25 protein-coding genes are annotated in these 14,273 nt (G+C 42.9%); 23 read left to right on the top strand and 2 right to left on the bottom strand.

Annotated elements, in window-relative coordinates; translation table 11 throughout:
• The first annotated feature begins 80 nt into the window (after window positions 1–80).
• The 17 genes from rplN to rplQ all read left to right on the top strand — a co-directional run bounded on the left by rplN (window position 81) and on the right by rplQ (window position 8,720).
• Window positions 81–449, top strand: a complete 369-nt coding sequence (gene rplN, locus MBO_RS04425; RefSeq protein WP_029102638.1) for a 50S ribosomal protein L14 — start codon at window positions 81–83, stop codon at window positions 447–449.
• Window positions 450–466: 17 nt separating this feature from the next.
• A complete protein-coding gene (rplX, locus tag MBO_RS04420; protein ID WP_036364296.1) occupies window positions 467–784 on the top strand; it encodes a 50S ribosomal protein L24 in 318 nt (105 codons plus the stop codon).
• 20 nt (window positions 785–804) lie between these two features.
• Window positions 805–1,341, top strand: a complete 537-nt coding sequence (rplE, locus tag MBO_RS04415; RefSeq protein WP_036364294.1) for a 50S ribosomal protein L5 — start codon at window positions 805–807, stop codon at window positions 1,339–1,341.
• 10 nt (window positions 1,342–1,351) lie between these two features.
• Window positions 1,352–1,657: a 30S ribosomal protein S14 gene (rpsN, locus tag MBO_RS04410; protein ID WP_036364291.1), complete on the top strand. Its 306-nt coding sequence runs from the start codon at window positions 1,352–1,354 to the stop codon at window positions 1,655–1,657.
• Window positions 1,658–1,668: 11 nt separating this feature from the next.
• On the top strand, window positions 1,669–2,067 hold the full coding sequence (rpsH, locus tag MBO_RS04405) for a 30S ribosomal protein S8 (protein WP_036364288.1): 399 nt from the start codon (window positions 1,669–1,671) through the stop codon (window positions 2,065–2,067).
• Window positions 2,068–2,232: 165 nt separating this feature from the next.
• Window positions 2,233–2,766 (top strand): 50S ribosomal protein L6, encoded by a 534-nt coding sequence (gene rplF, locus MBO_RS04400; protein WP_036364284.1) that lies wholly within the window; start codon window positions 2,233–2,235, stop codon window positions 2,764–2,766.
• Between the two features lie 15 nt (window positions 2,767–2,781).
• Window positions 2,782–3,132 carry a 50S ribosomal protein L18 gene (rplR, locus tag MBO_RS04395; protein ID WP_036364279.1) on the top strand — a complete coding sequence of 117 codons (351 nt, stop codon included), beginning with the start codon at window positions 2,782–2,784 and terminating at the stop codon, window positions 3,130–3,132.
• A 2-nt stretch (window positions 3,133–3,134) separates the two neighbouring features.
• Window positions 3,135–3,632, top strand: a complete 498-nt coding sequence (gene rpsE / locus MBO_RS04390) for a 30S ribosomal protein S5 (RefSeq protein WP_036364276.1) — start codon at window positions 3,135–3,137, stop codon at window positions 3,630–3,632.
• Window positions 3,633–3,649: 17 nt separating this feature from the next.
• Window positions 3,650–3,829, top strand: a complete 180-nt coding sequence (gene rpmD / locus MBO_RS04385) for a 50S ribosomal protein L30 (protein ID WP_036364273.1) — start codon at window positions 3,650–3,652, stop codon at window positions 3,827–3,829.
• A complete protein-coding gene (gene rplO, locus MBO_RS04380) occupies window positions 3,829–4,269 on the top strand; it encodes a 50S ribosomal protein L15 (protein WP_036364270.1) in 441 nt (146 codons plus the stop codon). Before rpmD ends, rplO begins: the two co-directional genes overlap by 1 nt.
• 4 nt (window positions 4,270–4,273) lie before the next feature.
• Window positions 4,274–5,620 carry a preprotein translocase subunit SecY gene (gene secY / locus MBO_RS04375; protein ID WP_036364267.1) on the top strand — a complete coding sequence of 449 codons (1,347 nt, stop codon included), beginning with the start codon at window positions 4,274–4,276 and terminating at the stop codon, window positions 5,618–5,620.
• Window positions 5,621–5,642: 22 nt separating this feature from the next.
• Entirely contained in the window at window positions 5,643–5,759 is a 117-nt protein-coding gene (gene rpmJ / locus MBO_RS04370) for a 50S ribosomal protein L36 (protein WP_036364264.1), read from the top strand.
• A 129-nt stretch (window positions 5,760–5,888) separates the two neighbouring features.
• The gene (gene rpsM / locus MBO_RS04365; protein WP_036364261.1) at window positions 5,889–6,245 is read left to right on the top strand and encodes a 30S ribosomal protein S13; all 357 of its coding nucleotides are present in this window, start codon (window positions 5,889–5,891) and stop codon (window positions 6,243–6,245) included.
• 20 nt (window positions 6,246–6,265) lie between these two features.
• Window positions 6,266–6,658 (top strand): 30S ribosomal protein S11, encoded by a 393-nt coding sequence (gene rpsK / locus MBO_RS04360; RefSeq protein WP_036364258.1) that lies wholly within the window; start codon window positions 6,266–6,268, stop codon window positions 6,656–6,658.
• Between the two features lie 12 nt (window positions 6,659–6,670).
• Window positions 6,671–7,312, top strand: coding sequence for a 30S ribosomal protein S4 (gene rpsD, locus MBO_RS04355; protein ID WP_036364254.1), 642 nt, complete (start codon window positions 6,671–6,673; stop codon window positions 7,310–7,312).
• 26 nt (window positions 7,313–7,338) lie between these two features.
• Window positions 7,339–8,343, top strand: a complete 1,005-nt coding sequence (locus tag MBO_RS04350; protein ID WP_036364251.1) for a DNA-directed RNA polymerase subunit alpha — start codon at window positions 7,339–7,341, stop codon at window positions 8,341–8,343.
• Between the two features lie 17 nt (window positions 8,344–8,360).
• Window positions 8,361–8,720 carry a 50S ribosomal protein L17 gene (gene rplQ, locus MBO_RS04345; protein WP_036364248.1) on the top strand — a complete coding sequence of 120 codons (360 nt, stop codon included), beginning with the start codon at window positions 8,361–8,363 and terminating at the stop codon, window positions 8,718–8,720.
• A 63-nt stretch (window positions 8,721–8,783) separates the two neighbouring features.
• On the opposite strand, the gene MBO_RS04340 is transcribed toward rplQ, so the two are convergent.
• Both MBO_RS04340 and MBO_RS04335 read right to left on the bottom strand, forming a co-directional pair.
• The gene (locus MBO_RS04340) at window positions 8,784–9,344 is read right to left on the bottom strand and encodes a Sua5/YciO/YrdC/YwlC family protein (RefSeq protein WP_036364245.1); all 561 of its coding nucleotides are present in this window, start codon (window positions 9,342–9,344) and stop codon (window positions 8,784–8,786) included.
• Window positions 9,341–10,084 carry an elongation factor P hydroxylase gene (locus MBO_RS04335; protein WP_052585301.1) on the bottom strand — a complete coding sequence of 248 codons (744 nt, stop codon included), beginning with the start codon at window positions 10,082–10,084 and terminating at the stop codon, window positions 9,341–9,343. The genes MBO_RS04340 and MBO_RS04335 overlap by 4 nt, the downstream gene beginning before the upstream one ends.
• Window positions 10,085–10,234: 150 nt before the next feature.
• Here MBO_RS04335 and MBO_RS04330 point away from each other — a divergent pair, with 150 nt between their 5' ends.
• From MBO_RS04330 to lysM, 6 genes are all read left to right on the top strand, one after another.
• Window positions 10,235–10,795 carry a YceD family protein gene (locus MBO_RS04330; RefSeq protein WP_227712667.1) on the top strand — a complete coding sequence of 187 codons (561 nt, stop codon included), beginning with the start codon at window positions 10,235–10,237 and terminating at the stop codon, window positions 10,793–10,795.
• 237 nt (window positions 10,796–11,032) lie between these two features.
• Window positions 11,033–11,215: a 50S ribosomal protein L32 gene (gene rpmF / locus MBO_RS04325; RefSeq protein WP_036364236.1), complete on the top strand. Its 183-nt coding sequence runs from the start codon at window positions 11,033–11,035 to the stop codon at window positions 11,213–11,215.
• A gap of 189 nt (window positions 11,216–11,404) precedes the next feature.
• Window positions 11,405–12,358, top strand: a complete 954-nt coding sequence (fabD, locus tag MBO_RS04320; protein ID WP_036364233.1) for an ACP S-malonyltransferase — start codon at window positions 11,405–11,407, stop codon at window positions 12,356–12,358.
• The gene (fabG, locus tag MBO_RS04315; RefSeq protein WP_036364230.1) at window positions 12,355–13,083 is read left to right on the top strand and encodes a 3-oxoacyl-ACP reductase FabG; all 729 of its coding nucleotides are present in this window, start codon (window positions 12,355–12,357) and stop codon (window positions 13,081–13,083) included. Before fabD ends, fabG begins: the two co-directional genes overlap by 4 nt.
• A gap of 195 nt (window positions 13,084–13,278) precedes the next feature.
• Window positions 13,279–13,512 (top strand): acyl carrier protein, encoded by a 234-nt coding sequence (gene acpP / locus MBO_RS04310; RefSeq protein ID WP_036364227.1) that lies wholly within the window; start codon window positions 13,279–13,281, stop codon window positions 13,510–13,512.
• Between the two features lie 259 nt (window positions 13,513–13,771).
• Window positions 13,772–14,263, top strand: a complete 492-nt coding sequence (gene lysM / locus MBO_RS04305) for a peptidoglycan-binding protein LysM (RefSeq protein WP_036364223.1) — start codon at window positions 13,772–13,774, stop codon at window positions 14,261–14,263.
• The last annotated feature ends 10 nt before the right edge of the window (window positions 14,264–14,273 follow it).

The raw sequence follows: 14,273 nt of genomic DNA, 5'->3' as shown, positions 1-14,273 counted from the left end.
CATCCACTAAATATGTGCAAATATGGCGCATATTTAGTGGCGAATGGCTTTTATTGCTTTATTTATTATGGAGTAATGCGATGATTCAGACTGAAACAATGCTGGAAGTTGCAGATAACAGTGGTGCAAGACGTGTACAGTGCATTAAAGTACTGGGTGGCTCGCATCGTCGTTACGCATCAGTTGGCGACATTATCAAGGTAACGGTTAAAGAAGCCATTCCTCGTGGTCGTGTTAAAAAAGGCGACGTGATGAATGCGGTCGTTGTACGTACCAAAAAAGGCGTACGTCGTCCAGATGGTTCTGTACTACGTTTTGATGACAATGCGGCAGTTATTCTAAACAATAACAAAGCCCCGATTGCAACTCGTATTTTTGGACCTGTTACCCGTGAACTACGTGGTGAACAATTCATGAAAATTGTTTCACTAGCACCAGAAGTACTGTAACCTTTTAGAGGCATCCTATGGCAAAGTTACGCAAAGGCGATACCGTGGTTGTGATTGCTGGCAAAGATAAAGGCAAGCAAGGCGCAATTTTGGCGGTTAAAGCAGACCGTGTAAAAGTTGAAGGCATTAACATTGTAACTAAACACCAAAAACCTAATCAAATGCTAGGTAAAGAAGGTGGCATCGTTAAGCAAGAAGCATTTTTACATATTTCAAACGTTGCGATTTATAACGCAGCAACCCAAAAGGCAGATCGTATTGCTTACCAAGTAAACGAAGAGGGCAAAAAAGTCCGTATCTATCGTTCTACTGGTGAAGTAGTGGCGACTGCATAAGAGACTAAGGGTATATAGTAATGGCAAGATTAAAATCTTTATACAATGACCAGCTAAAGCAAAAAATCAAAGATGAGCTTGGCTTGGAAAATGTTATGCAAGTGCCAAGAATCACCAAAATCACCCTAAATATGGGTGTTGGCGGCGCAGCACAAGATAAAAAACTACTTGAAGGCGCATTAGCAGACATGACTGCAATCGCTGGTCAAAAACCAGTAGTAACCAAAGCACGCAAATCAGTGGCAGGCTTCAAAATCCGTGAAGAATGGCCAATTGGTTGCAAAGTTACACTACGTGGCGAACAGATGTACGAATTCCTAGATCGTCTTATTGCCATTGCGATTCCTCGTATTCGTGACTTCCGTGGTTTTTCAGCAAAAGCATTTGATGGCCGTGGCAACTATTCGCTAGGCATCAAAGAGCAGATCGTTTTCCCAGAAGTTGATTTTGATAAAATCGATCGTATCCGTGGTTTGGACATTACCATCACTACCACTGCTGCTGACGATGATCAAGGTCGTGCATTGCTAAAAGCATTCGGCTTCCCATTCAGATAAGGTAAACGTTATGGCTAAGAAAAGCATGATTAATCGCGAATTAAAGCGCGAAAAAACAGTTGCTAAGTACGCCGAAAAGCGTGCAGAGCTAAAAGCAATAATCAGCGACATCAATGCGAGTGATGAAGATCGTCTAGATGCAATGCTAGCACTTCAATCACTACCACGCAACTCTTCTCCAGTGCGCCTGCGTAACCGCTGTGGCCTAACTGGTCGTCCGCATGGTTATTTCCGCAAATTTGGTTTATCACGTAATAAACTACGTGAGCGCGTAATGCAAGGTGATGTACCTGGCGTTCGTAAAGCAAGCTGGTAAGGAGTATCGCAATGAGTATGCAAGATCCTGTTGCCGATATGCTAACCCGCATCCGCAACGCACAATCAAGAAACAAACCATCAGTATCAATGCCTGCCTCTAAGCTACGTAAATCTATCGCTGACCTTTTGGTTGACGAAGGTTATGTGATTAGCGCAGAAGTAAGCGAAGTTGAGAATGGTAAAAAAGTTTTGACTATTGAGTTGAAATACTACCAAGGTAAAGGCGTTATCGAAGAATTGAAACGCTATAGCCGTCCTGGTCTACGTCAATACCGTGGTAAAGATGAACTTCCAAGCGTACAAAAAGGCTTAGGTGTTGCTATCATCTCTACTAGTAAGGGTATCATGAGTGACCGTGCCGCTCGTGCCGCTGGTATCGGTGGTGAAGTAATTGCGCTAGTTGCTTAAGATCCAACTAGTTAAATTACAAAAAGATGAAATCCTTGGTTTACGCCAGGGATTTTTTCTGTTATAATAGCGTGCTTTTCTAATTAGCTATCAAATACTGATTAGAAAATCATTGTTTCACTGCCATCAATTCGATGGTTTTTATTATCATTAAAGGAAATTCCTATGTCTCGTGTGGCTAAAGCCCCAGTAGCGTTGCCAGCTGGCACTAGCGTTACTTTGAACGGTCAGCAGGTTGAAGTTAAAGGCAAGAATGGTTCTTTGTCTTTACGCCTGCATGATTTGGTCGAGCTAAAACAAGAAGAAGGTGTTGTTACGCTTTCTCCTGTTGCTGATACCAAAGAAGCGTGGATGCATACCGGCACAGTTCGCGCATTGATCAATAACATGGTTCAAGGTGTGAGCAACGGTTTTGAGCGTCGCCTACAACTTATCGGTGTTGGTTATCGTGCACAAGTTGCAGGTAATAAAGTAAACCTAAACCTAGGTTTTTCACACCCAATCGAATATACGCTACCTGAAGGTGTAACCGCAGAAAGCCCAAGCCAAACTGAAATCGTTCTAAAATCAAGCGATAAGCAGAAACTTGGTCAAGCAGCTGCGAAAATTCGTAGTTTCCGTCCACCAGAGCCTTACAAAGGTAAAGGTGTTCGCTACAGCGATGAAGTGGTTCTTCGTAAAGAAGCTAAGAAAAAATAAGTAAGGTGAGCAAACATGTTCGATAAAAAATCAGCTCGTCTTCGCCGAGCGAAAAAAACCCGTGCACACATCCGTCACCTAGGTGTAAACCGTTTGACCGTGACTCGCACTCCACGTCATATCTATGCTCAAGTTATCTCGCCAACAGGCGGTGTTGTTGTTGCTCAAGCTTCAACTCTTGATGCTAGCCTACGTTCTGGCGCTACTGGTAACGTTGAAGCAGCAAAAGCTGTTGGTGCGTTGATTGCAGAGCGTGCGAAAGCTGCGGGTATCACTAAGGTTGCATTTGACCGTAGTGGTTTTAAATATCATGGCCGTGTTAAAGCACTAGCTGACGCTGCTCGTGAAAATGGATTGGAGTTCTAATCATGGCAAAAGTTGAACAAACTGACGGTTTGGTGGAAAAATTGGTTGCCGTTGACCGTGTTGCAAAAGTTGTTAAAGGCGGTCGTATCTTCTCTTTCACCGCATTGACAGTTGTTGGTGATGGTAATGGTCGTGTAGGTTTTGGTCGTGGTAAAGCACGTGAAGTGCCTGCTGCTATCCAAAAAGCTCTTGAAGCTGCTAAGCGTAATATGATTACTGTTGAGCTTGCTGGCACAACACTACAACACCCTATTAATGCTCGTCACGGTGCATCAAAAGTATATATGCAACCTGCCTCAGAAGGTACTGGTGTAATTGCTGGTGGTGCAATGCGTGCTGTTCTTGAAGTTGCTGGCGTTCAAAACGTATTGGCAAAATGCTACGGCTCAACCAATGCAGCTAATGTTGTACAAGCAACTTTTAAAGGTTTGCGTGATATGGTTTCTCCTGAGCAAGTTGCAGCGAAACGTGGCAAATCTGTAGAAGAAATTTTGGGCTAAGAAGTAGGTAAGTTACGATGAAAACAATCAAAGTTACTCAAGTAAAATCGAGTAGCCATCGCTTAGCAAGCCATAAAGCTTGCCTAAAAGGCCTAGGGCTACGTCGTATCGGTCATACCGTAGAAGTTGAAGATACTCCTTCAGTTCGCGGTATGGTAAATCGTGTAAATTACATGGTTAAAGTGGAGGAAGCGTAATGGGTCTTCGTTTAAATGAACTTGCACCAGCATTGGGTGCAAAAAAGACAGCTCAGCGTCGCGGCCGTGGTATCGGTTCTGGTCTAGGTAAGACTGGTGGCCGTGGTGTTAAAGGTCAAACTTCACGTTCAGGCTCAAGCATCCCAGCAGGTTTTGAAGGCGGTCAAATGCCTATCTATCGCCGTTTGCCAAAATTTGGTTTTACCAGTCAGATGGCGCTTACTACTGCTGAAGTACGTCTTTCTGAATTGAACAAGATTGATGGCGATGTTGTCAGTGTTGAGTCTCTAAAGGCAGCTAACATCATTCGTGGTGACATGAAGCGTGCTCGTATCATCCTATCTGGTGAAATTACTCGTGCCCTTACTTTCAAAGGCGTAAAAGTAACTAAAGGTGCAAAACAAGCAATCGAAGCTGCCGGCGGTAGCGTCGAGGAGTAGTGTCGTGTCAAAGCAATCAGCGTCTAAATCAGGCATTCCATTAAATCCGTTTGTATTTATTCGAAAATATGATGAATTATGGAATCGTATGCTCTTTTTAATTGGGGCGTTGATTGTTTACCGTCTAGGGTCGCACATTCCTGTGCCTGGGATGAACCCGATCCGTTTGGCAGAATTCTTTAAAGCTGGCGAGAATACCTTTTTAGGTATGTTTAACATGTTCTCAGGTGGTTCACTTGAGCGTATGTCGATCATGGCTTTAGGTATCATGCCATACATTTCAGCATCGATTGTGGTGCAGATGATGTCGGTGGTGGTTCCATCCTTAGAGGCGCTCAAAAAAGAGGGCGAGGCAGGGCGTAGAACGCTTAATAAGTACACTCGTCAAGGTGCTTTAGCCCTTGCATTTGTGCAAGCGATTGGTATGTCTGCAGGTCTTATTTCACAAAACCTAACCCTTTCTACAGGATTAAGTTTTTATATTCCTGCAGTTACTTCCTTAGTCGCTGGTGCCATGTTCTTAATGTGGCTTGGTGAGCAAATTACTGAGCGTGGCATTGGTAATGGCATCTCAATGCTAATCCTTGCGAGTATTGTAGCGAGTGCGCCAGGAATGATTGGTGGTATGTTTGCCAGCAGTACAGGTGGTAGTAAAGAGCTATTAACTGCATTTATCTTTATCCTTCTGGGTGTTGCTGTTACTGCAGCGATTGTATTCATTGAGCGAGCTCAGCGTCGTGTGCCTGTCAACTATGCTCAAAAGCAGCAAGAGGGTCGTAAAGTTTATGCGCAGCAGCAATCTCACTTGCCGTTAAAAATTAATATGGCAGGTGTTATTCCAGCTATTTTTGCCAGCTCTTTGCTTATGCTGCCAGCCAGTCTTGGTCATTTATCGGTACCAACTGAGAATCCAACGACTTTCCAAAGCATCATTCAAAATATGACTTTGGTATTGCAGCCAGGTCAGCCGTTGTATCTTTTAATTTTTGGTGCACTAATCATTTTCTTCTGTTATTTCTATACAGCTTTAATGTTTAACCCAAAAGAAGTGGCTGAGAACCTAAAGCGTAGCGGCGCTTACATCCCTGGCATTCGCCCTGGACAACAGACAAAACGTTACTTAGACTTTGTTTTAAATCGCCTAACTTTCATTGGTGCCATGTACATGGCGATCATCTGCTTGATGCCAATGGTTGTACAGTCATGGTTTGGTAATCAAGCCTTGCCTTTAGGTGGTACCTCTTTGTTGATCATGGTGGTTGTATTGATGGACTTCATTGCACAAATTCAAGCACATTTGATGACCCATCAATATCATGATCAAACGTTAATTAAAGCACCAAATAACTAATGGTGCATCATAGGAGCATGACATGAAAGTTCAAGCATCAGTTAAAAAGATTTGCGGCAGCTGTAAAATCGTTCGTCGCAAAGGCAAAGTTCTTGTAATCTGCAGTTCAGAACCACGCCACAAACAACGTCAAGGTTAATTTTACAAATTAATACTTGCAAATTAGTAGCGGATAATGTATTATCCGCTACTTGCCATGCTGTTGTTATTTACAACAGTAGAGTAAACTTAGCAAATGCCATGCATTTGTGCTAATGGAGAGAAATCAATGGCTCGTATTGCCGGTGTAAACATTCCGGACAACAAACACGCAGTGATTTCACTAACTTATATTTTTGGTATCGGTCGTACTACCGCTAAGCAAATTCTTGCTGCTGTTGGTATCAACGAAACTACCAAAATTGGTCAGTTAGATGATGCACAGCTAGATGCTGTCCGTGCAGAAGTTGCAAATTACGCTACCGAAGGTGACCTTCGCCGCGAAATTTCAATGAACATCAAGCGTTTGGTCGATTTGGGTTGCTACCGTGGTCTTCGCCACCGTCGTGGTCTACCTGTAAATGGTCAACGTACAAAAACTAACGCGCGTACCCGTAAAGGTCCACGCAAAGCAATTAAAAAGTAACTAATTTAGGAAGCTAAAAGATGGCAAAAGACACTCGTAGCCGCAAAAAAGTGGCACGTCGTTCGGTATCTGAAGGTATCGCCCATATTCATGCGTCTTTTAATAACACCATTGTAACCATTACCGATCGTCAAGGTAATGCATTGGCTTGGGCCACCTCAGGTGGACAAGGCTTCCGTGGTTCACGTAAATCAACGCCTTTCGCTGCACAGGTTGCTGCTGAAGTTGCTGGTAAAGCAGCTCAAGAAACCTATGGTGTAAAAAATGTTGATGTCTTGGTTAAAGGTCCAGGACCAGGTCGTGAGTCTGCGGTTCGTGCATTAGGTGCATTGGGTTATAAAATTAACAGCATCAGCGATGTAACACCAATTCCACACAACGGCTGCCGCCCACCTAAGAAGCGCCGCGTTTAAGGAGAAAGACACATGGCCCGTTATATTGGTCCAAAACTAAAATTGTCACGTCGTGAAGGTACTGACCTGCAACTAAAATCAGGCGTTAAGCCTTATGATGTGAAAACTAAAAAAGCAAGTCGTGCGCCTGGTCAGCATGGCAACAGCCAAAACAAAACTTCTGAATACGCTTCACAGCTTCGTGAAAAGCAAAAAGTAAAACGTATGTACGGTGTACTTGAGCGTCAATTCTCTAACTACTATAAAGAAGCTGCTCGTATGCGTGGCGCAACAGGTGAAAACCTGCTTGGTATGCTAGAGCGTCGTTTGGATAACGTTGTTTATCGTATGGGTTTTGGTGCTACTCGTGCAGAAGCTCGCCAGTTGGTCAGCCATCGTGCAATTCTGCTAAAAAAAGCAGGTCGTGATGAGTTTGTTCGTGTGAACATTCCTTCAATCCAAGTTCAAGATGGCGACGTAATTGCTGTTCATGAGAAATCTAAGGAACAACTACGTATTAAAAACGCTGTTGAGCTAGCGACACAACGTGGTATTCCAGAATGGCTAGAAGTTGATCACAGCAAACTTCAAGGTACTTTCAAGACTGCTCCAGAACGTAGTGAATTACCTGCTGAAATCAACGAAAGCTTGATTGTTGAGCTATATTCTAAATAATCCGAATTAATCATCGAGGTGACACTATGACAAATGCAACTGAGTTTCTAACACCTAGCGCCATTCACGTTGATGCGGTTAATGAAACGACTGCTAAGGTCACGCTCGAGCCGTTAGAACGTGGCTTTGGGCATACGCTAGGCAATGCTCTTCGCCGCATCTTGCTTTCTTCATTGTCTGGCGCTGCCGTCATCGAAGCAGAGATTGAAGGTGTTGATCATGAGTATTCAACACTTGAAGGTCTGCAAGAAGACGTGATGGATTTGCTATTAAACCTGAAGGGTTTAGCAATCACTTTGCACGATCAGAATGAAGCATATTTGACTTTGGATAAGCAGGGCGCAGGTATTGTTACTGCTTCTGACCTAGAGTTGCCACATAATGTAGAAATCGCTAATCCTGAATTGGTGCTTGGTACATTAAGTGAGCGCGGCCATCTAAAAATGCGCCTACGTGTTGTAACTGGTCGTGGCTACGAGCCTGCCAATCAACGTCGTGAAGATGCTAGCTCAAAAACAATTGGTCGTCTAAAGCTTGATGCAAGCTTTAGCCCAATTCTACGTGTGGCATATGATGTTGAGAATGCTCGTGTTGAGCAACGTACTGATCTTGACAAGCTAATTATTGAGCTTGAAACTAACGGTACGATTGACCCTGAAGAAGCGATTCGTAAAGCAGCAACTATTCTTCAACAGCAAATCGCAATCTTTGTTGATTTGGAAGCTGAGGAAGTCGTTGAGCCTGTCAAAGAAAAAGAAGAGATTGATCCTGTGCTGCTACGTCCAGTGGATGATCTTGAACTAACGGTTCGCTCAGCAAACTGCTTGAAAGCTGAAAACATTTATTATATTGGCGATTTGGTACAGCGTTCTGAAACTGAACTGCTTAAGACCCCAAATCTTGGTAAGAAATCATTGACTGAAATTAAAGATGTTCTTGCATCTAAAGGTCTTGAACTTGGAATGCGCTTAGAAACTTGGCCACCAAGCGACCTACGAGTTGATGATCGCTTTTCTTATCGTAGCCGTTAATTTAAAGGATACTGACCATGCGACATCGTAACAGTGGCGTTAAGCTGGGTCGCACCAGCAGCCATCGTAAGGCAATGTTCCAAAACATGACTAACTCTCTGTTTGAACATGAGCTAATAAAGACCACTTTGGTTAAAGCAAAAGAGCTACGCCGTGTAGCTGAGCCTTTGATCACTTTGGCAAAAGAAGACAGCGTTGCCAACCGCCGTTTGGCGTTTGACCGCACTCGTAACAAGGCTATCGTTGGTAAATTATTCAACGAACTTGGCCCTCGTTACCAAACTCGCCCAGGTGGCTACCTGCGCATCATTAAGTGTGGCTATCGCGATGGCGATAACGCGCCGATGGCTTATGTTGAGTTGGTGGATCGCCCATAATTTATGGTGATTTAGACTCAATAAAACCCCGATTCCTATCGGGGTTTTTTATTTTTCTAAAACCTACAAGTCAGAAAGATCTAATACCTCATGATCTATTGTATTAATGACATCAACATTAACCAACACATCAATTTGACCATCTGGTAGATCCTCAATGTCATAAGGTGAGCTTACTTCTATGGTTTCATCATCAAGTTTATGAATGACCACTGTATCGTCAAGTAATTCAAGCAATGCCAGCAATGGCTCATATGCCGTGATATGAATACCGATGTTTTTATTTTTTGGATTTATAAGGTATTTGGGTGTTTGTTTGCTAGACGGTAGGATGAATTGATTCCCTTGACTGCTGTTTTTGATGATGCGGAACTGTTCATCGTTAATGTCGGCATGGGCTGACGCATTGCTGATACTTCGGCAAACAATCACATACTGATCTTTTTGTTTAACGGCGGGTATTTTTGAAACCTTTGCCAATGCATCTTTAGCAGAGATGTGCGTTAATAGCATGTAGCCGATTTCGGTAGGGTATGCGACGATCTGCCCGTTTTGGAGTGCTTGTTTAATTTGCTCTAGTAGTCTTGGCTGAGGGTTTTTTGGATGTAGATAAATTGTATTCATGGCTGTCCTTTTTGATTGGGTAATTGAAATTTTTGACAGATTATTAAAAACATCCATATAAGCCGACGAGCATCTCTTGGTAGCTTGTCAGGATGGTTAAGATATTGATTGGCCCGCTCATACACATCATGGGCAAAAGTACTTTTTGTTGTATCAAAATCAGCGTTTAGATTATCCTGCGACACATAAAAATATCGCCCACAGGCTTGGTTGAGTAGGCATTCTATCGCCTGCGGTTTGATTTCTACTTGTTCAAAGATGGCTTGAGTCTGCTCATCACGGCCGTCAGATTCATACCAATAGCCAAAATCATTAAGTGTGCGTCGATGCTTGCCTGCGATACACCAATGGCTGACCTCATGCAAGGCGCTGGCAAAGAATCCATGGGCAAATTCAATGCGTGCAGGGCTTCCTGCTTCGCTTGGGAAATATTCGGGTTCGTTTTCGCCTCGCACCAGTATCGTCGGCATGATATCAATGTTTTTTTGATTAAACATTTGGTTGAATAGTTTCATGAGCCAATCTGTCAGTGCATCATCATCGTTATGATCGATATTCTGCCATGTGTCACGAAAATTACCTAAGTCTCTGACGGTGAAATTTTGGGTGATTTTTTTGATGTCATCTTGATCTGACAGTAACTTGAATAGATTTTGCCAAAGATTGAAAACGTGATTTTTGTTGTCATTCTGATTAAGTGCAAGGTCTGGTGAGAGGTCGTAAAATGAAATGAAAGTCATGATTATTGAATTGCAAATTTTTTGTATTATAGCATTATTTGTCCCTGTAAGAGAAATCTGATGATGGGTTAATAAGCTCATACAAAATAGCCGTGAAAATATTCCTAATTTATGAAATAATATACCTAATATTAAAATAGGAAATCTATGATGACGCAATCAATCAATCAATCTAATCCCAGCCAAGAGCTGCCTGCCAATATTCTGCTTGAGAGATGGGCTGATATTGGTTTTTCTTGGTCTGGCGAGGTGGCTGTAGAGAGTTTCGAGCGACTTTCAAAAAATTTAATTCTACAAGAGCAAAACCAACAGGTTAAGAATCTTAATCTTAAAGTAAATCTGCAAAAAATAGACGGCACCCTGTGGCTGAACTATGAAGTTGTAGGTAAGCTTATTACCCCGTGTCAGCGATGCCTTGAACCGACGACCGTGGATGTCACGGGGGATTATCGATTGGCGATTTTATTCAATGAATCTCAGGCTGATCAAGTGCAGGACGCTGAATATGTGTTGGTTGATGAACTAAACCCTTCTGACTCTCGTAAAATGCTGCCTATCAAGGATCTGCTAGAGGATGAGCTTTTGCTTGTGCTACCATTATCTCCACGCCATGACGACTGTGATATGCCAATTGAGATGGTAGAAGATGAAGAGGAGGTGACCGATAACCCATTTGCAGCATTGGCTGCACTAAAAGGACAATTAAATTAACTTAATGTTTGATTGGTTTAGAAAAAGTTTTGTAATTTTTTATGTTTAGGCTTTGAAAAATCAAAAATTTTTCGGTATAATACAGCGTTTATTGTGCTTAAGTTAGATGAGCAAGACAAAAGGTGCTATGTCTTGGCTGTATTTTTACAATATCATCCTAAGCAAACCAATTTTCACTTTATTTTGGCGATCGGGACGATTATGATTGTCTTGATCTGACGAATTTTAGGAGCTATCATGGCAGTTCAACAAAACCGCAAAAGCCGTTCACGCCGCGACATGCGTCGTTCACACGACCGTATGGTAGTGAACACTCTAGGCATTGATTCTACTACTGGCGAAAAACATCTTCGCCACCACGCGACCAAAGACGGTTTTTACCGTGGTCGTCAGCTGTTCAAGGTAAGCCAAGACAGCTAATCGGTAGATAATACCAATAAGCCAAGCCGTGTTGTTTGTTCAATGCGCTTGGCTTTTTATTTTGGCAAGTTCACTAAGCTTGAGGTGCTAAAATTAGCAAACAAATTTTTACTTTTTATGTTAGAATGCACCTAATTTGGATTCATTATCCAATAAAATAAATAGTCGTAAGCACAAAGTAGGTATCGTATGGCAGAGAATAATACCATGAAACGCATTGCGGTAGTTTTCCCTGGTCAAGGTTCGCAAGCGGTTGGCATGATGAATGAGCTGGCAGAGCATTTTCCTATTGTAAAGTCAACCTTTGATGAGGTGAGTTCAGCGCTTGGATTTGACCTTTGGGAAATCACTCAGGATGAGTCACGCCTACATAAGACAGAATACACGCAGCCTGCATTATTAGCGGCGAGTGTTGCGATTTGGCATATTGTTAAGGATAAATTAGGCGCTCAAGGCGTTAAGCCCGTATGTCTGGCCGGTCACTCATTGGGCGAATATAGTGCCTTGGTAGCAGGCGGTGTATTAAGCTTGGCGGATGCTGTTAAATTGGTTCACGAGCGTGGCAAATACATGACACAAGCGGTTGCAGGTATTGACACTCAAATGGCAGCCGTGCTCGGTCTTGATGATGAACAAGTATCCAGCCTGTGTGAGGACGCAACTCAGAATGCTGGCATCGTGAACCCCGCTAACTTTAATAGCCCAGGTCAAGTAGTGATCGCAGGCACAGAAGTGGGTGTTAGGCATGTGTTGACATCGGTTGAAAACCTAGGTAAAAAAGCCGTACCACTAAAGGTATCCGTGCCATCACATTGTCAGCTGATGAATCCTGCAACAGATAAGTTGGCAGCACTGCTGAGCGACACGGCATTCAAACAAGCAGAGATCCCTGTCATTCAGAACCGCCACGCTGTCGTCCATGATAACATTAATGACATTAAGACTTCATTGATTGAGCAGCTGTCTATGCCTGTTCAATGGGCTAAAACCATGCGAAAACTGGCTGATAAACATATCGATATTATCATCGAATGCGGTCCTGGTAATGTCCTATCAAATCTTGCCAAGCGCCAGGCCGAGCCAATCACAGCTCTGCCTACTGATAAATTGGCGCGCCTTGAGAAATTGGAGAATTTAGCATGAGCAGAAAGATTGTATTAGTAACGGGCGCTAGCCGAGGTATCGGCCGTGCCATTGCGCAAAAATTTGCAGCAGAAGGCCATTTTGTTATCGGCACAGCGACCAGTGAAAAGGGCGCTGAAGCTATCGAAGAATATTTAAGTGAAGCTGGTGGTATCGGCCGCGTGTTAGATGTTTGCGATGAAGAAGCGATCGATAACCTATTTGAAGAGATCGACAGCGTTTATGGTAACGTCAATGTGCTTGTTAATAATGCCGGCATCACCAAAGACGGTCTTTTAATGCGCATGAAAAATGAAGACTGGTCCGATGTTATTGACACCAACCTAACTTCTATTTACCGCACCTCTCGTCGCGCCATTAAAGGCATGATGAAGGCTCGCTCTGGACGTATAATTAACATCACGTCGGTGGTAGGGCAGATGGGTAATGCTGGTCAGGCTAACTACGCTGCCAGTAAAGCAGGTGCTGAGGGCTTTACCCGCGCATTGGCTCGTGAGATCGGATCGCGTGGCGTGACTGTAAACTGCGTTGCACCTGGTTTTGTAGAGACCGACATGACCGAAGAGCTTGATGAGCGTTTAATCAATTCCATGCTAGACGCTGTGCCGCTAGGACGCATGGCGCAGCCTGAAGAGATTGCTGCGGCGGTGACTTTCTTGGCGAGCGACGAGGCTAGTTACATCACAGGCGAGGTGTTGGCTGTCAATGGCGGCATGTACATGTAATCAAATATTTTTTATAAAAAAATTGACAAATTTTTGATTTTTGATTATTATTTATCTTAAATTGTGTACAACTGTATTCATAAAACTTGCACTATCCGTGAAAATGTTTTATGATACGCTAAATTTCTGATAAATAGTTAAAATCAGTATGGTGCTGATAAGTAGCATTTATCCATCGATTTAAAGGAAATACCTATGAGCGATATCGAAGCTAAAGTAAAAGACGCAGTGGCTGAACAACTTGGTCTAAACGTTGCTGACATCAATAATGACGCGTCATTCATGGACGATTTAGGTGCAGATTCTCTAGACCTAGTTGAGCTTGTAATGGCATTTGAAAGCAACTTCGGCATCACCATCCCTGATGAAGATTCTGCTGAACTTACTACTGTTCAAAAAGCAATCGACTACGTGACTGCTAAGCTTTAATTGATTGATTAAAGTTAAATCACAAAACCACCCATTTTGGGTGGTTTTTTTATTACCATTAATTGATACTAAGTAGCAATCTAAACTACAATTGATAACAATTTCATAGCAAAACTTAGCGATTCTGCGGGTTGGTTTTTGGTAGGATGATCTTAATTAATGAGCGATTTTGTATTAAGCTCATTATGATGAGTTATCCAAATAATTTGCCCACTAAATGTTAAGTGTAGGGCAGTCAATAAACAAACAGGAGTCTATTATGAGTATTTTTAGTTTTGCCAAAGACATCGGCGATAAAATCTTTAATCGTAACAAGAAAGATGCAGCGCCAGCACCAGCTGCAAACACAGCAGCACCCGCTGAGCCAACTGCACAAGAAATTGCAAACTTGCTATTGGCTCGCGTACAAGCTCAGAACGTTCAGATTAGCAATCTGTCAGTAAACTATAACAGCGATACGGACACCGTAACACTATCGGGTGCAGCCAAGAACCAAGAAGATCGCGAGCGCGCACGCTTGGCGGTGGGTAATGTCCAACACGTTGAGACGGTTGTTGATAACATCACAGTAGAATCTCAAGAGTCTGAGTCTCGTTTCTACACCGTAAAATCAGGCGACAACCTATCAAAAATCGCTAAAGAAATGTATGGCAACGCCAATGACTACATGAAGATCTTCGATGCGAACAAGCCTATGCTTTCACATCCAGACAAAATCTATCCAGGTCAAGTATTGCGAATCCCTGCATAATCTTACCCAG

The sequence above is a fragment of the Moraxella bovoculi 237 genome, assembly GCF_000696305.2.
GTDB classification, from domain to species: domain Bacteria; phylum Pseudomonadota; class Gammaproteobacteria; order Pseudomonadales; family Moraxellaceae; genus Moraxella; species Moraxella bovoculi.
This window is presented reverse-complemented; position numbering and strand designations above follow the sequence as displayed.